This is a genomic window from Halorubrum sp. JWXQ-INN 858 (assembly GCF_009806985.1).
GTDB lineage: Archaea > Halobacteriota > Halobacteria > Halobacteriales > Haloferacaceae > Halorubrum.
In genome coordinates this window covers 389302-404124 of the sequence record NZ_WUAX01000005.1, presented here as the reverse complement: position 1 = coordinate 404124, position 14823 = coordinate 389302, and the positions used below count along the sequence as shown (strand labels likewise).

Below are 14823 nucleotides of genomic sequence, written 5' to 3'. Positions count from 1 at the left end.
ACGAGATTCAGACAGTAGATCGGAGAACCGGAGAGAAGAGGCTTGAGAGTACGCCGTACGGGGGTAGATGGCCGCTGCGCCGGCCCATTGCCCGCATCCGTTTTTCAATCCGGTACTGACAGGTAGCGTCGTCGCTGCGAGGTGGTCAGTGTGACCGAGTGCGACGCCGATCTCGTTGCGAGCGGGACTTCCGCGACGCTCACGACGAGCTGGAGCTTGCGACTTCAACGCATCTACACGACCGGGGCCGGATTGGGCTGCTCCACACAGTACGATCAACTACCGGAACAGCGAATGGTAACCACGGTTTTTCCCCTGAGGTCTGTCTCGGTGCCATGGGAGACGCGAGGGAGTTCTACTACGAGCCGGAGGAGGGCGAGCAGCTAAGCACGGCGATCGTAACGGCGGTTGCAAAGGCTCACGACGAGGACGTGCTCGATCAACTGTGGCTCATCAGTGAAGACATCAACACGGACGCCCTCGATGGACTCTTCCAGGAGCGCAATCTCAAGATGTCCCTCCAGTTCGAGGCGGATTCGACGACGGCGACGATCACTGCCGATATCGACGGGAACCCGATCATCAAAATCGAGTCACACCGGTGAGCACGCAGGCTCCAGCGAACGACCGTTGCATCCGGGAATACGTCCGGACGATAGGATCTCGACGGAGCCACCGTTTCGAGCTCCGGTCTACTGCTCGTGTGGTCAGACGGTCCGAGGGCCGACACCAGGGAGCTCGTCCCGGTGATCATGCATCAACCGGAGGAACGGTTCGACCTCGTCAAACATCGGCCCGCGACGAACGGTATCGGTCGATTCCTCCCACTCGATGTAGCCCGCGTTGGCGAGTTTTGGAAAATGCAGGTGGCGGAGTTGGATCGTGAGAACGTCCGGGTCGTCTCCACCCGTTTTGAGGGCACCGACGGTTAGCTCGCCTTCGCTATCGGGCGTGTGTTCGCAGAGATAGAAGAGAACCTGACGCCGAAACGGATGGCTCAGTACTTCAAACAGTTGATTGAGCCGGTGACCCCCGTTCACACCAGCCGTTTCGGTTGGGTCGGTCATACCGTGGCAAAGACGGGCTACTGGATAACTCCTTCTCTCCGAACGAAGACATTATTTGAAAAAATCAAATGGATGTTAGGTATTAACAGCCATATTAAAATAGATGTTCTATTCGAGACGTATCGGGGCCGGATAGGTTTGAATCCTTCAAGCTAGTCTCCCGCTCCGTAGTCGGTGGACCGCCCGTCGTCGGTACTGTCGTCCTGATCCGCGTCCGGGCTCGTCCGTGGGGAGAAGTGGCTCCACGGCTGAACCCGCGTCTCCGAGATGATCTCGGAGTCGTCGATCACGAAGCCCAACTCCGCCAGTTCGTTGCGGATCCCTTCGATCTCCCTGACCGTGCCGGCGACGATCTCGACGTGGAAGTTCCGTTCGCCTCCGAGCAGCTCTCGGGTGGCCACCACGCCCCGAACGGCGAGGGTTCGTTCGGTCAGCGATTCCAGCGTACTCGGATCGGCGGTACAGACGAACAGGACGTGAAGGGGGTAGCCCGCTCGCTCGTAGTTGATATCAGGGCGGTACCCCCGGATGGTGCCTTCGTCTTCGAGTTTGTCGAGGCGATTGCGGACCGTCGTGGAGGTCACGTCCACCTCGTTGGCGATCTCCGTATCGGTCTGGCGGGCGTTGAGCTGGAGCTGGTGCAGGATGCTCCGGTCCACGTCGTCGATCGGGTTCTCGCCCATACCGCGTCGTTGAACGGAGCGAAGTAAAAATCCGCATAGCCCAGTCATTGAATTTGCTTGAAACAGCCCGTTCCATGCGAGACCCGGTCGGGTTCGGAACCGAACCGCACCATCGACCCAGACACAAGACCTAACGCCGTGGCGGTCGCCAGTGGCGGCATGCCCATCGTTGCGGCCATCGGTCTGGACGACCAAACCGCGTCGATCGTCGCGGAGGGACTGTCGCTCGCGGCGGCGTACGACGAGCCGCTTCACGTCGTTCACGCGGTGCCGGCGGTGAAGCTCGCGGAGCTCCGGCGCGACCACGAGGACGCCGGGGGCGACACGCTCTCCGGCGGCGACACGCTCTCCGTTGACGACGTGGCTCGAACCCGCCTCGCGGAGGCGGACGTGGCGGCGCTCGAGGACCCGGACACCACCGTCGAGGTCGTCGGTCTCGGCGGCGACCCCGCCACGACGGTCATCGACTACGCCGCCGCCGTCGACGCCCGCTACGTGGTCATCGGCGGACGCGGACGGTCGCCCGCGGGGAAGGCCCTGTTCGGGAGCATCGGCCAGTCGGTGATCCTCGATGCCGACGCGCCCGTGGTCGTCACCGGCCAGTAGCCGATCGTCGACGGACCCGACGCGATCCGAGCCCGCGCCTCGCGAGCTCGGCGCGGACGCCGGCCTCAAAGGTGAAACCGAACCGAGAGAAGTGGGTTGGGGCGGATTTGAACCACCGGAAGCCGGTCCGGCTCGCTCCGCTCGCCGGCTGCGGCTTCCGAGCCCGCGCCTCGCGAGCTCGGCGCGGACGCCGGCCTTAAAAATGGAAACGAACCGAGAGAAATGGGTTGGGGCGGATTTGAACCGCCGGCCTCCTCCATGTCAAGGAGGTGTCATAACCGGACTAGACTACCAACCCGCAGGGGCTTTCTGACGCATCTCATCGTTTCCGGGGGATACAATTGAACCTTTCGGATCGGGGTCCCGCACCGCGATTTCGTCACCGATTTATACGTCCTCGCTAGGGGTCGCTCAGCCACTCCCGTCGCCGTCGCCCGGCGTCTTCGACCGCTTTTACTGGCTCGCGGATCAGGTCCCGGTATGATCGACCTCTCCGCCCGCGCCGATCGGCTCGACGACTACCTCGCGGCGCGCGGGCTCGAAGCGGTGTGGTTCGCCCGGCCGAACAGCTTCGCGTGGCTCACCGGCGGCGACAACGTCGTCGACGCGGACGCGGACGTCGGGGTCGCGGCCGCCGGCTACGACGGCGCGTTCCGGGTCGTCACCGACAACATCGAGGCCGCACGGCTCGCCGACGAGGAGCTCCCCGACGCGGTCGCCGTCGAGTCGTTCCCCTGGTACACGCGGTCGCTCGCGGACGCCGTCGCCGAGCGCTCCCCGTCGCCCGCCGCCGCCGACTTCGACGTGCCCGGCTTCGAGACCGTCGACGCGACCCGGCTCCGGCAGCCGCTCACCGACGGCGACGTCGAGCGCTACCGGGAGCTGGGGCGGGAGGCCGCCGCCGCGCTCGAGACGGTCTGTCGAAACCTCGAACCGGAGGACCCCGAGTACGAGGTCGCCGCCGGGATCGACATCTCGCTGGCCTCCCGCGACGTGAACACGCCCGTCGTGCTCGTCGGCGGGGGCGAACGTGCGCGCTCGTACCGCCACTTCACGCCGACCGACGCGCCGCTCGGCGACTATGCCCTCGTCTCGGTGACCGCCGAGCGCGGCGGGCTGTGCGCCTCGCTCACCCGGACCGTCGGCTTCGACGCCCCCGACTGGCTGGCGGAGCGCCACCGCGCCGCGGCGCGCGTGGAGGCGACCGCGCTCGCGGCGACCCGCGCGGCCGCGGCCGGGGACCTCGGCGACGGCGACGGGCCCGGGACCGCCGGCGACGTGTTCGAGGCGATCCGCGCCGCGTACGACGCCGTCGGCTTCGACGGCGAGTGGGAGCAACACCATCAGGGCGGGGCCGCGGGCTACGCCGGCCGCGAGTGGATCGCCACGCCGGACGCGACCGACCCGGTCGTCGAACCGATGGGCTACGCCTGGAACCCGACGGTGCAGGGCGCGAAAAGCGAGGACACGCACCTCGTCGCCGCCGACCGGTTCGAGACGCTGACGAAGACCGGCCAGTGGCCGACCCACGAGGTCGACGCCGTCGACGTTTCGGGGGTCCCCGACGCGACGTTCGACCTGCACGCGCCGGTCATTCGCTGATCGGCCGTCCCCATCCCCCTCCTCGGTTCTCGTTCTTCCGTCCACCGATCGCGGTTCTCGTTCCTCCGTCCACCGATCGCGGTCCTCGGCTCACTCCGCGACCGTGTGGTGGGTGACCGCCTCCGCACCGTCTTCCGCCGTGTCGAGCGTCGCCACGCGGAAGACGTCGTCCGCCCCGGGAACGGGGATGGGGAGGCCACCGGGGTTGACGCGGACGGTTCCGTTCCGCTCCTCGACGCCGTGTGCGTGGGTGTGCCCGCAGAAGACGTAGTCGTAGTCGCCGCAGTCGACGAGCGCGTCGACGACGACGCCGCTCGTGCCGTGGACCACCGCGACGTCGATAGCGTCGGGGTTCTCGACGGCGGCGTCGTTCCCGCCGTTGTCGCTCTCGCCGACCTCGCCGGCCTCGCCGTTCTCGCCGTCGCTCCCGGACGGTCGCTCGAACGAAAGCGTGCCCGCCTCGCCGAGGTACTCGCCGAACGACGCCACCGTCGACTGGACGTTCCACTCCCCGTCGTTGTTCCCGCGGACCGCGTAGAAGTCGAACTCGCGGTCGAACGGCGTCACTGAAAAGGGCGCGACGAAGTCGCCGCAGTGGACGACGGCGTCGACGCCCTCGCGCTCGAACAGCGCGACGGCCGCGTCGACCGCGTCCAGGTCGTCGTGGGTGTCCGAAACGATGCCGATGTGCATGGATCCCTCGACCGTTCGGCCGCGGGGCATATAAGAGTGGGAGGCGGCCGTTCGGATCAGCGTCGTGCGGGGTTCGGGATGCGAGAGCCCTTCCACAGCTGGACGAGGGTGACGAGCGCGAACGCCGACAGCGCGGCGCTCGTCCACAACAGAGGGTCGATCGCGCCGATGACGGGCGCGTCGAGCTGGGCGGCGAGCACGACCAGCAGCGTCACCACGCCGAGGGCCTGATACAGCTCCGTCCACGTGAGCCCGTAGCCCGTCACGACCTCCATATACCGGCTCACGTCGCGCGCGTGCTGACACGTCCGGACCTCCTTGCGGGCCCGGTCGTACTCGACGACGCCGAGCTCGTGGAGCCGAGGGAGATGCGTCTGGTGGAGCGACGCGTACACGCTCTCGCGCACGCGGCGCGGCGCGGGCGACTGTCCCGTCTCGTCGGCGGCGATCGCCTCGGAGAGCTCCCGGACGCCGATCCGTCCGCCGGACGTCCGGAGCTTCCGGATCGCGGTCGTTCGGCGGCTGTTCGACAACACGTCGTGGATGACGCTCTCGGGCAGGGCGTCGGATCGGATCTGGAACACGTGGGGTAACACCTCGATAGGGGTCCGACGCCGGCTGATGACGTATGTATGGGCCGCGTACGGGTCCGGTCCGTGACCCGTACCGTCGGCCGGCCGGTCGCGGGGATCCGGGCTGGCGGTCCCTGACGGACGGGACGGGACGCCCGATCGGGCGGTACGGGGTCCGGACCAGGGCGGTACGGGGTCCGGACGAGGACGGTAGGTGATCCCACGTCGTCCGTTCGACGGGGCGAACGGGACGTTAGAAGCGGCCGTTATCGGCGGGGATCGGTCGAACAGGGGGTTAAAAGCGGCGATGGCGGGCTTAGGACCCGACATGCCGAGTCGTAACTACGTCCCATCCCCGCCCAGGGTGGAGTACTGGCCGTAAGCCAGGGAACAATCATGAGCGACAACAACAAGGAATTCGGACTCTCGCGGCGGCAGGTGCTCGGTGGACTCGGGATCGTGGGCGTGGCCTCCGCGGGTGCGGGGCTCGGAACGACCGCCTACTTCAGCGACGAGGAGAGCTTCACGGACAACACCATCACCGCCGGACAGTTCGAGCTGGAGGTCACCCAGTCGATCCACATGGTCGACCAGGACGGCGGCCCGGACGAGGTACTGTTCAATAACGCGCTCGAGGGCGAGATGGACTCCGTCGAGGGCGAGCTGAACATCACTGACGCGAAGCCCGGCGACAGCTACAAGATCTGCTGGGACCCGTGCGTGAAACACAACCCCGGCTACATCCAGATCACCCTCGACGCCGAGGAATCGGCCGGCAACGACAACGGCGTGGACCACGTCGACTCCGACGGCCTCCTCAGCGAGTACATGCTGGCGGTCGTCACCGTCGAGGGCCAGGACGGCGTCGAGGGCGTCGTCTTCGCAGGCACGCTCGGGGAGCTCATCGAAGCCTTCGAGGAGAGCGGCCTCATCCACGCGACCGCGGAATTCGACCCGGAGACGGGCGAGGAGGTCTCGGCCGAATACTGCCACGACCCGTGTGAATCGGAGATCGAGGAGATGGCGACCGCGGACGCCGTCGAGGTCTGCGTCTACCTCTACCTCCCGAGCGGCGGCGACGTCGGCGGCGACGTCGACGTCGGCGGCGTGGAGTTCGAGATCGACTCGGAGATGTCGCCCGGCAACGCGGTGCAGGGCGCACAGTTCTCCGGCGACGTCCACTTCGAGGCGGAACAGTGCCGCCACAACGAGAACCCGTTCTCGAGCGGCGAAGCGGAACCCGTCGACGACCCGGTGACCACCGAGACGGCCTGATCCTCGGATCTGGCGATCCCTGGCTGAACCGCTTTCACGACCATATCCGTCGGCCGCGTCGCGGTCGACCAACCAATCATGACACAAGACGACACGAAATTCGACCTCTCCCGGCGCAAGCTGCTCGGTGGCCTCGGAGCCATCGGCGTGGCCTCCGCGGGTGCGGGGCTGGGAACGACCGCGTTCTTCAGCGACGAGGAGAGCTTCACGGACAACACGATCGACGCCGGCCTGCTCGACCTGAAGATGGACTACCGGATCACCTACGACGGGGGTCCGGGCCGCCTGGCGGAGCTGCAGGCGCTGTACGACGACGACCCGAACTACAACGAGGACGTCAGCGTCAAGGAGTACCCGGAGGGCTCCGGGAACTACGTGCTCGACCAGGTACCGCGTCGCGACGGCTTCCCGGACCCGACCGGCTGGGTCGAGGCGGCGAACGTCGGCGTCGACCCCGACGGGTCCCTCGGCGGCTTCGAGCGCGAGGAGCTCACCGACGGCGGCTTCCCGCTGTTCAAGCTGCAGGACGTCAAGCCCGGCGACTACGGCGAGGCGACGATCAGCTTCCACCTGTTCGACAACCCCGCGTACGTGTGGATGGGCGGCGGCCTGAACCGCAACGCACAGAACGGGATCAACGGTCCCGAGCAGGCCGCCCTCGAGGACGAGGGCTACACGGAGACCGGCAGCGACGACCCCGACGACTTCGCCCAGTGGGCGGCCGACGGGGACCGCTACTACAACGCCGATGGCGACTGGGGCGGCCAGCTCGCCGACGCCATCGAGGCGCGCGTCTGGTACGACGACAACTGTAACAACGTCTACGAGGAGGGCGAGGAGGGCGAACCGGTCGACATCGCCGTGGTGGTCGACGTCTCCGGCTCGATGACCTACGAGATCGGGAACCCCGGCAGCGAGAACGTCGTCGGCGACGGACAGGGACCGAACACCCGCATCTTCGAGGCGGTGACCGCGATCCAGGCGCTCGCGGACAACCTCCGGACCGACATCGGCGGCAGCGGCGAGGACGACCGCCTCGGCATCGTCCAGTTCGGCGGGATCGACGAGGAGGTACTCGCGCTCACCGACGCGAGCGACGAGTCGATGATCGACGCCGCGATCGACGGCATCGAGGCGTACCAGTACGGCGACGCGCCCTTCGCGGGCACGAACATCGGTGCGGGCCTGTACGGCGGCCGGCAGGTCTTAGAGGACGGCGACCCGTCCCGACGCAAGGTCATGATCGTCCTCGGCGACGGCGCGCCGACGTGGACGTACCGGGACGGCTCGGCGTTCCCCTCGTACGCGACCTGGCAGTCGTGGGACGACACGGACAAGGCGAACGCCTCGACCGACGTCAGCGTGTCCGCCGCACAGAGCGACACGGAGGACGTCGCCGACGAGGTCAAGGGCCTCACGAACCCGGAGATCACGATCTACTCGATCGGTTTCGGCCTGGAGGGCGTCCCGAACACGGACCCCGCCCGACAGACCCTCGTGAACATCGCGTCGCCGGACCCCTCCGGGTCCGAGCCGACGCTGTTCTTCGAGGCCCCCGAGGAGATCGACCTCGTGCAGATCTTCGCACAGATCGTGGGGATCCTCTTCGGCGAGACGGTCATCGCCGAGGGGACGCTCCGCGAAGTGCTCGACACGCTCTCGGCGGGGATCCCGCTCGACGCGAACCAGTTCAGCGACGAGGTCGCGTGTTACCCGCCGAACCTGACCCGGTGTGTCGGCTTCGAGTGGTGGCTGCCGACGGACGTCGGCAACGAGGTCCAGTCGGACGCCGTGGAGTTCGACATCGACTTCTACGCCGAGCAGTGCCGGCACAACGACGGGTCACAGAACCCGTTTACGGCCGCCTGACCGGCTGACGGGGTCCACGCTCCACGTGTGACCCCCCGTGTACCTCCCCCGTTCCGGCGGACCGTCCGCCGGAACGCCCCGTTCGGAGTACGGTGGTTCGACTCCACCGGCGGGGCCTGTCCGCGATCCTTCCGATCGCGGCGACGACTATCACCATCACCATCATGAACCCAGCAGACACGAACGATCCGACGGACGCGAACGGCTCAGCGGACGCGGCCTCCCGCCTCTCGCGGCGAAAACTCCTCGGCGGCATCGGCGCGATCGGCGTCGCCTCCGCGGGCGCGGGGCTCGGGACGACGGCGTTCTTCAGTGACGAGGCGAGCTTCGAGGGCAACGAGCTGGAGGCCGGCCGGCTGGAGCTCAGCGTGAACTACGAGTTCGCCGCCGACCAGGGCATCCGGAACGAACAGAACCCGTACTGGGGACAGAACGGCGGCGGCGAGTCGGGCGTCGTTTCGAGCACCCCCGACGACCCGGCCACCGTGAGCTACCGGCTCGACGACGTGAAGCCGGGGGACACCGGCTGGCTGCGCTTCGCGTTCGTCCTCGACGACAACCCGGCGTACCTCTGGGCCTGCGGGAACCTGACGGGGAACGCACAGAACGGCGTCACCGACCCGGAGCGCGTGGCGCTCCTCGAGTCGGGACTCACCGAGGGCGAGATCGACGCGAGCAAGACCGATCCGTGGGGCGGCCAGCTGGCCGACGCCCTCGTGGCCGACCTCGTCTACCGTGACGCGCTTTCCGGAGCCCCGATCGGCGACCCGATCGCGAGCGGCTCGCTGCGGGAGGTGCTCGCCGCGTTGACGAACGGGATCCCGCTCGACCAGGACGGCGACCCGGAAGCGGGGCTTGCGCGCGCGTGTTACCCCGACGGCAGCTCGGTGACGGCCCTCGGGATCGTCTGGTCGCTGCCGCCGACGGTCGGCAACGAGGTGCAGACCGACAGCGTCGGGTTCGACCTCTCGTTTCACGCCGAGCAGTGCCGGCACAACGACGGCGAAACCAACCCCTGCGTCGCGGCGTCGACGGGCGGCGGCTACGGCGTCGACCGCCTCGCGCGGGACCCGGTCTGGTTCGCCCGCGCCCGCAACGGCGCGCCGAACGTGAACGACCAGCTCCTCGTCGGCAACGCGCCGGCGAACGACGGCGACTACGACGCGACGGGCGTCGCGTGGCCCGATCCGACGGCCGCCGAGCTGACTGTCACGCACGACGCCGGCGACGGCGACCTGACGATCGCGGTCGATAACGGGGTTTCGGGAACGGTGACGTACGCCGGAACGCTCGCCGACGCGACCGTGTCGGGCGGATCGAACGCGATCCTGATCACGGCGAAGGCCGGCTCCGGGAGCACGGCGGCCGTGAGCGACGTCCGGCTGAACGGGGCCCAAGCGTCGGGGGCGAGCGCCGTGAGCTCGGACGACGACCCGTCCGGGTACGCCCATCTGCTGATCGACGACGTGGACGCGACCGCGGACTGGGTGCTGACCGCCGACGTGACCCTCGAGGGAGTCGGTGGCGGGTCCCAGGAGCTGCCCGCGGTCGACGTCAACGTCGCCTGACGGGAGCTGACGTTGCCCGACGGGAGCCGGCGTCGCGGTGAGTCGCCGCCCGATCCGGCGCGTCCCGTACGGGCAGGCACACCCTGCCGTCCCGTCAGGAACGACCACCCGGGCGGTTCGGCCCCCGAACCGTCGGGGTAGGTGACGCATACATACGTCCGCTGGGGGCGAGGAGAACAGCGACGAGCGGGGGACGAACGACCGACGAGACAGCGACGAACCGGCCGTCCGGAGCCGACGAGACACACGAATGACGAAACGAGAACTACAGGTAACTCGCCGGGAGGCGCTCGCGGGCGTCGGAGCCGTCGGCTTCGCGACCGTGGGAGTGGCCCGCGGGCGATCGACGGGGCATTGGAACGAGTACACGAACTACACGTACGCGCAGACGACGGGGCCGCAGCTCCTGGTCGGCTGGCGGCGGACGTACAACGACGCGGTCGTCGTCGACGGGCCGGGCGGGGCGGACGACTTCGTCGACGGGGTGAGCGAGCTCGAGGAGGACGTGCCGCTCGTCCACGCCGAGAACGTCCTCCCGGGCGATACCGGAACCGCGAGCGTCGGGCTCCGCGCGGAGGAGACGAACGCTCGCGTCTGGATGCGCCTCGAAGTCGGCCACGACGGCGGCCCGGAGAGCCTCGCGCTCGCCGACCGAATCGCGGTCGACGTCCGATACGACACCGGACTGCTCGGCGTCGGCGGCTGCTCCGGCGCGGAGGGCGACTTCGCCGGCTACGGCGAGCCGATCGCCTCCGGAACGCTCGCGGCCCCCGCGACCGAGCCGGGCGCGAACGGCGATCTCGCGACGGGCGTCGAGCTCGACCCCGGGTTCGTAAACAACGCGTGTCTCGAGCCCGGCGAGAACCGGTGTCTGGTCTTCCGCTGGGCGTTCCCGACGGGAATGGGGAACGTCGGCAAGGGCGGGGCCGTCGACTTCGACGTCAGCTTCCGCGCGGTCGAGTGTGCGAACCCGAGCAACCCGTTCGACGACGGGGTGGCGACATGACCGACGGACGCGGGAGCGGGGCGGACCCGCGACCGATCGGCGTGAGCCGCCGCCGCCTGCTCGCGGGGCTCGGCGGCGTCGGCGCGGTCGGCATGGCCGGTGGGGCCGGCACGTTCGCACACTTCTCGGACGCCGCGACGTTTCCGGGGAACGAACTCGGGGCGGGCGAAGTCGAGCTGGTGGTGAACGGCTCCACCCCCACGAACGGGGTGGTGGGGTTCGGCGTCGACCGCATCGACCGCGGGGACGCGGGCGTCGAGGCGTTCGACGTCGCGGTCCGAACGAACCCCGCCCGGCTCTGGCTCGCCACCCGCTGTCCGGAGCCGGACGAACTCCTCGCGGAGTTCCTCCAAGTGACGCTGTCGGTCGGCGGGGAGACCGTGTTCCCGACCGACGGGAGCGGGACGGGGTCGCTCGGCGACCTCAACCGCGCGTTCGTCGCCGGGATCCGCCTCGACGAGGGCTGTCTCGCGCCCGAGCCCGCGGACCTCCGTGTGACGCTGACGTGGGAACTCCCGGTGACGACCCCGGACGCCGTCGCCGGTCGGGACGCGGGGCTCGAACTGCGGCTGTACACCGAACAGTGCCGCCACGTCGACGAGGCCGACGCGGACGCCTCGAACCCGTTCGCGGGAGTCCAACCGTGCCCCGGCCGGCCGTGCGTGATCTGTGAGGACGGAAGCGACGTGAAGCTCCAGTCGCTCACGCTCCGGTACCTCGGCTCGGAGGCGACGACCGTCGTCGCCGTCTCGACGGGCGGCGGCGCCGGCGGCGTTGGAACCGGCGGCACCGTGGTGTTCGACGGTGCCGTCGAGCCCGGAGAGACCTTCCTCGTCGACGCGACGACGACGGACGTCGCCGGATCCGACGGGAACTGGCTCGGCCCGAACGTCTTCGTCGACGACGGGAGCGGCGGGAGCGGCGGGAACAACGGTAACGACGGCAACGGCGGGAACAGCGGCAACAGCGGCAACGCCGGAAACGGCAGCGACCGCCCCGACGGAGTCAAGATCCACACGAGCTGCTCGGAGACGCTCGCGCCGGGCGACGTCTACGGCGACTTCGAGGTCGTGGCCGGGACGACGACCGAGGGCGAGCTGCTCTGTGACCCCGACGAGAGCGACGGCTCGAACGGCTCGAACGGGGGCGGAAACGGAGACCCCGACCCCCACTGCGGCGTCTGTGACGACGACGTCGAGGGCGGTGACGGGCCGCTTCGCGACCTCACGTTCCGCTACGACGGCGGGGCGTCGGCGACGGTCCGTGCGACCACAACGGTGACCGGTCCCGGCGGCGACGCCGTCGTCTTCGGCGGCGAGGACGGCGCGTCGGTCGCCCCCGGATCCACGTTCACGGCGGACGGGAGCGGCGTCGCCCAGAGCTGGAAGAACGGCGTCGACAGCCTCGGCCCGAACACCGCGCTCGCGATCGTCGAGGACGGGGACGACGGCGCTGACGCCGTCGTCGAGTTCCACACGAGCTGTTCGGACCCGATCGCGGTCGGCGACACCTTCGGGACGAACGGCTCCGGCGGGCCCCTCTACGAGCTCGTCGCGGGGACCAAGGCGGACGGCGAGCCGCTGTGCGGCTCGGAGGACGGGAGATGACCAACACATTCACACTGAAAACCGCGGCCAACGTACTCGGGATCGTCCTGCTGATCGCCCTCGTCGCACCCTTCGTGGTGTACGCGGTGCCGGGCGTTATCGGCGCGGACCACAGCTTCGTCGTGTTGACGGCGAGCATGACGCCGGCGATCGCGCCGGGCGACGTCGTGATCGTCGCGGACCGCGACCCCGCGACGGTCGCGGACGGCGACGTGATCACGTTCGTTCGCGGCGGCAACGAGGTGCCGGTGACCCACCGCGTGATCGACGTGCTGGAGACGCCGGGCGGGCTCGCGTTCGAGACGCAGGGCGACGCCAACGGCGCGCCCGACGCCTCGCCCGTGCCCGCGGCGAACCTCGTCGGGGTCGTCGTGCTCACGATCCCGTACATCGGGTACGTGATCCAGTTCGCGAGTTCGCCGGCCGGGTTCGTCGCGCTCGTCGTCGTCCCGTTCGGACTGCTCGCGGCCTCCGAGATCTGGACCCTCTACCGGGCACGCTCCGGGAGTGGAACGGCCGCCGCGACCGACGACGTCGCCGACGCGGGGACGGACGCGGGAGCCGACGCCGATTCGGGGTCGGACACCGAGGCAGGGTCCGACGCCGACGGGGTCGTACCCGGGACCGCGGGCGCAACCGTGGCGGCCGGCTCCGCCTCGGGGTTCGCCGTGACCGATCGGACGCTCCAGGGCGCGCTCGGCGTGCTCGTCGTCTTCGCGCCGTACGCGGCGTACGTCGCGTACACGCTCCGAACCACGCTCTCCGTGACGGTCGCGACCGCCGCGGCCCTGAGCGCGGCCGTGGCCGTCGCGCTCCTCGTCGCCGGCCGCAGCGCCGGGAGCGGGCCCGACGACCCGACCGGCCAACCGGAGCCGTCCGGTGTCGACGGAGCGGCTGACGCAGACGGACCGGTCGACACGGACGGGCCGACCTCCGCCGACGAGCCGACCTCCGCCGACGGATCGTCCGGCGTATTCGAGGATCCGACGCTCGAACCGGCGGCCGACGGCGGCGTCGACGCCGCCGGATCCGCGGGCGAGCAGGCTGCCGGTCACGCGGCCGGCTCCGCCCCGCCGACCGAGCCGAGGGTGAACGCGGACGCGGATGCGGACGCGGACGCGGACGACCGCCGGGGGGCCGGCCAATGAACCGCCTCGCGCCGGTCCTCGCGGCCGCGGTCGTCGTGTTCGCCGTCACGTTCGGCGGCGGCTACGCCACGGTCGCGCTGTTCTCGGACACGGCGACCGTGGAGGGAGAGTTCGTGGCGGCCGACGGCTTCGAGCCGATCGAGCCCGACGGCGGTGACGAGAGCGCCGCCGACGGGAGCCAGGACGCGAACGGCGACGACGAGGTCGGCGAGGGCGATGAGATCGAGGAGGTGGATGACGAGGCCGATGACAGCAGCGTCAGCGGAGAGGACGGTGACGGCAGCGCCAACGGCGACGACGGAGGGGCCGAAGACGGGGCCGACGACCTTCACACCGATGACGAGGCCGAAGGCGGCGATCAAGCGGAGATCGACGGCGAGGGGGGCGATGGTGAGGCGGACGAGGACGGATCGGAGGACGTCCCCGAGACGGACGATGACGGCCTCGACGAACCCGCCTCGGAGACCGACGCGGGCGACGCTGACGGGGACGCCTCGGCGGACGGATCGCCCGAGGGCGATGACGACGCCGACAGCGACCAGAACGAGAGCGGGGACGCCGACAGCAACGACGACGCGGACAACGCTGACAGCAACGACGACGCCGGCGTCGATGACGCCGACAGCTCCGACAACGCCGACGACACCGACAGCAACGGCGACGCCGACAGCAACGGCGACGCCGACAGCAACGACGACGCCGACACCGATGACGCCGACAGCAACGACGACGACAACGCTGACAGCAACGACGACGCCGACGACGCCGACAGCAACGACGACGGTGGGAGCGAGGAGAACACCGACGGAAGCGAGGAGAGCACCGACGGAAACGACGATGACGGATCGTCGTAATCGACGACCCGTCCCCCCGACCGATCCGCCGGACCGACGGCGGAACGGGCACGGAAACGACTGCCCGAACGCGGGCGGTCGCCGGCTCCCCTTTCGCACGGCCCGTCGATGCGTCACGAAACGCCGAGTGCTCGGAGGGCTGTTCGCGACGCTCGTCGGGGTGATCCTGTTCGGGCTCCTCACCGGTTTTTAAGGGGTCCGCCGTTTCCGACCGCTATTTTTCACGGAGCCGTCTCGACGCTTGTCGCGCGACCGACCGCAAACGGGCGCCGT

At 69.3% G+C, this 14823-nt stretch carries 14 protein-coding genes and 1 tRNA gene; 10 read left to right on the top strand and 5 right to left on the bottom strand.

What is annotated here, in order from left to right; all coding sequences use genetic code 11:
• Positions 1-335 precede the first annotated feature (335 nt).
• Positions 336-605, top strand: coding sequence for a HalOD1 output domain-containing protein (locus GRS48_RS03375; RefSeq protein WP_159483492.1), 270 nt, complete (start codon positions 336-338; stop codon positions 603-605).
• A gap of 102 nt (positions 606-707) precedes the next feature.
• Here GRS48_RS03375 and GRS48_RS03370 read toward each other — a convergent pair whose 3' ends face one another.
• Positions 708-1067 (bottom strand): helix-turn-helix transcriptional regulator, encoded by a 360-nt coding sequence (locus GRS48_RS03370; protein WP_200840196.1) that lies wholly within the window; start codon positions 1065-1067, stop codon positions 708-710.
• Between the two features lie 152 nt (positions 1068-1219).
• Positions 1220-1750 (bottom strand): Lrp/AsnC family transcriptional regulator, encoded by a 531-nt coding sequence (locus tag GRS48_RS03365; RefSeq protein WP_159483491.1) that lies wholly within the window; start codon positions 1748-1750, stop codon positions 1220-1222.
• A 159-nt stretch (positions 1751-1909) separates the two neighbouring features.
• Between GRS48_RS03365 and GRS48_RS03360 the strand changes: the two genes are divergently transcribed.
• Positions 1910-2356 carry a universal stress protein gene (locus GRS48_RS03360; RefSeq protein WP_159483490.1) on the top strand — a complete coding sequence of 149 codons (447 nt, stop codon included), beginning with the start codon at positions 1910-1912 and terminating at the stop codon, positions 2354-2356.
• A 223-nt stretch (positions 2357-2579) separates the two neighbouring features.
• On the opposite strand, the gene GRS48_RS03355 is transcribed toward GRS48_RS03360, so the two are convergent.
• A tRNA-Val gene (locus GRS48_RS03355) sits at positions 2580-2654 on the bottom strand.
• A 182-nt stretch (positions 2655-2836) separates the two neighbouring features.
• Between GRS48_RS03355 and GRS48_RS03350 the strand changes: the two genes are divergently transcribed.
• Positions 2837-3958, top strand: a complete 1122-nt coding sequence (locus tag GRS48_RS03350; protein WP_159483489.1) for a Xaa-Pro peptidase family protein — start codon at positions 2837-2839, stop codon at positions 3956-3958.
• Positions 3959-4048: 90 nt separating this feature from the next.
• Here the strand turns inward: GRS48_RS03350 and GRS48_RS03345 are convergent, their stop codons facing one another.
• Both GRS48_RS03345 and GRS48_RS03340 read right to left on the bottom strand, forming a co-directional pair.
• Positions 4049-4651, bottom strand: a complete 603-nt coding sequence (locus GRS48_RS03345; protein WP_159483488.1) for a metallophosphoesterase — start codon at positions 4649-4651, stop codon at positions 4049-4051.
• A gap of 56 nt (positions 4652-4707) precedes the next feature.
• Complete coding sequence (locus tag GRS48_RS03340) at positions 4708-5235, bottom strand: hypothetical protein (RefSeq protein WP_321168268.1); 528 nt, start codon at positions 5233-5235, stop codon at positions 4708-4710.
• Positions 5236-5619: 384 nt separating this feature from the next.
• Here GRS48_RS03340 and GRS48_RS03335 point away from each other — a divergent pair, with 384 nt between their 5' ends.
• The 7 genes from GRS48_RS03335 (at position 5620) to GRS48_RS03305 (ending at position 14550) form a co-directional block, all read left to right on the top strand.
• Complete coding sequence (locus tag GRS48_RS03335) at positions 5620-6498, top strand: SipW-dependent-type signal peptide-containing protein (RefSeq protein WP_159483487.1); 879 nt, start codon at positions 5620-5622, stop codon at positions 6496-6498.
• 78 nt (positions 6499-6576) lie between these two features.
• On the top strand, positions 6577-8367 hold the full coding sequence (locus GRS48_RS03330) for a VWA domain-containing protein (protein WP_159483486.1): 1791 nt from the start codon (positions 6577-6579) through the stop codon (positions 8365-8367).
• 164 nt (positions 8368-8531) lie between these two features.
• On the top strand, positions 8532-9935 hold the full coding sequence (locus tag GRS48_RS15175) for a SipW-dependent-type signal peptide-containing protein (protein WP_235027974.1): 1404 nt from the start codon (positions 8532-8534) through the stop codon (positions 9933-9935).
• 250 nt (positions 9936-10185) lie between these two features.
• Positions 10186-10941 carry a hypothetical protein gene (locus tag GRS48_RS03320; RefSeq protein ID WP_159483485.1) on the top strand — a complete coding sequence of 252 codons (756 nt, stop codon included), beginning with the start codon at positions 10186-10188 and terminating at the stop codon, positions 10939-10941.
• Entirely contained in the window at positions 10938-12548 is a 1611-nt protein-coding gene (locus GRS48_RS03315; protein WP_200840195.1) for a hypothetical protein, read from the top strand. The genes GRS48_RS03320 and GRS48_RS03315 overlap by 4 nt, the downstream gene beginning before the upstream one ends.
• Entirely contained in the window at positions 12545-13696 is a 1152-nt protein-coding gene (locus GRS48_RS03310; RefSeq protein WP_159483484.1) for a signal peptidase I, read from the top strand. The genes GRS48_RS03315 and GRS48_RS03310 overlap by 4 nt, the downstream gene beginning before the upstream one ends.
• Positions 13693-14550 (top strand): hypothetical protein, encoded by an 858-nt coding sequence (locus GRS48_RS03305; RefSeq protein WP_159483483.1) that lies wholly within the window; start codon positions 13693-13695, stop codon positions 14548-14550. The genes GRS48_RS03310 and GRS48_RS03305 overlap by 4 nt, the downstream gene beginning before the upstream one ends.
• Positions 14551-14823: the final 273 nt, after the last annotated feature.

Coding starts and splice junctions, on each gene's coding strand:
- GRS48_RS03365 (WP_159483491.1), bottom strand. CDS start 1,750: ATGGGCGAGAACCCGATCGACGACGTGGACCGGAGCATCCTGCACCAG.
- GRS48_RS03350 (WP_159483489.1), top strand. CDS start 2,837: ATGATCGACCTCTCCGCCCGCGCCGATCGGCTCGACGACTACCTCGCG.
- GRS48_RS03330 (WP_159483486.1), top strand. CDS start 6,577: ATGACACAAGACGACACGAAATTCGACCTCTCCCGGCGCAAGCTGCTC.
- GRS48_RS03360 (WP_159483490.1), top strand. CDS start 1,910: ATGCCCATCGTTGCGGCCATCGGTCTGGACGACCAAACCGCGTCGATC.
- GRS48_RS03375 (WP_159483492.1), top strand. CDS start 336: ATGGGAGACGCGAGGGAGTTCTACTACGAGCCGGAGGAGGGCGAGCAG.
- GRS48_RS03335 (WP_159483487.1), top strand. CDS start 5,620: ATGAGCGACAACAACAAGGAATTCGGACTCTCGCGGCGGCAGGTGCTC.
- GRS48_RS03305 (WP_159483483.1), top strand. CDS start 13,693: ATGAACCGCCTCGCGCCGGTCCTCGCGGCCGCGGTCGTCGTGTTCGCC.
- GRS48_RS03315 (WP_200840195.1), top strand. CDS start 10,938: ATGACCGACGGACGCGGGAGCGGGGCGGACCCGCGACCGATCGGCGTG.
- GRS48_RS03370 (WP_200840196.1), bottom strand. CDS start 1,067: ATGACCGACCCAACCGAAACGGCTGGTGTGAACGGGGGTCACCGGCTC.
- GRS48_RS03345 (WP_159483488.1), bottom strand. CDS start 4,651: ATGCACATCGGCATCGTTTCGGACACCCACGACGACCTGGACGCGGTC.
- GRS48_RS03310 (WP_159483484.1), top strand. CDS start 12,545: ATGACCAACACATTCACACTGAAAACCGCGGCCAACGTACTCGGGATC.
- GRS48_RS03320 (WP_159483485.1), top strand. CDS start 10,186: ATGACGAAACGAGAACTACAGGTAACTCGCCGGGAGGCGCTCGCGGGC.
- GRS48_RS15175 (WP_235027974.1), top strand. CDS start 8,532: ATGAACCCAGCAGACACGAACGATCCGACGGACGCGAACGGCTCAGCG.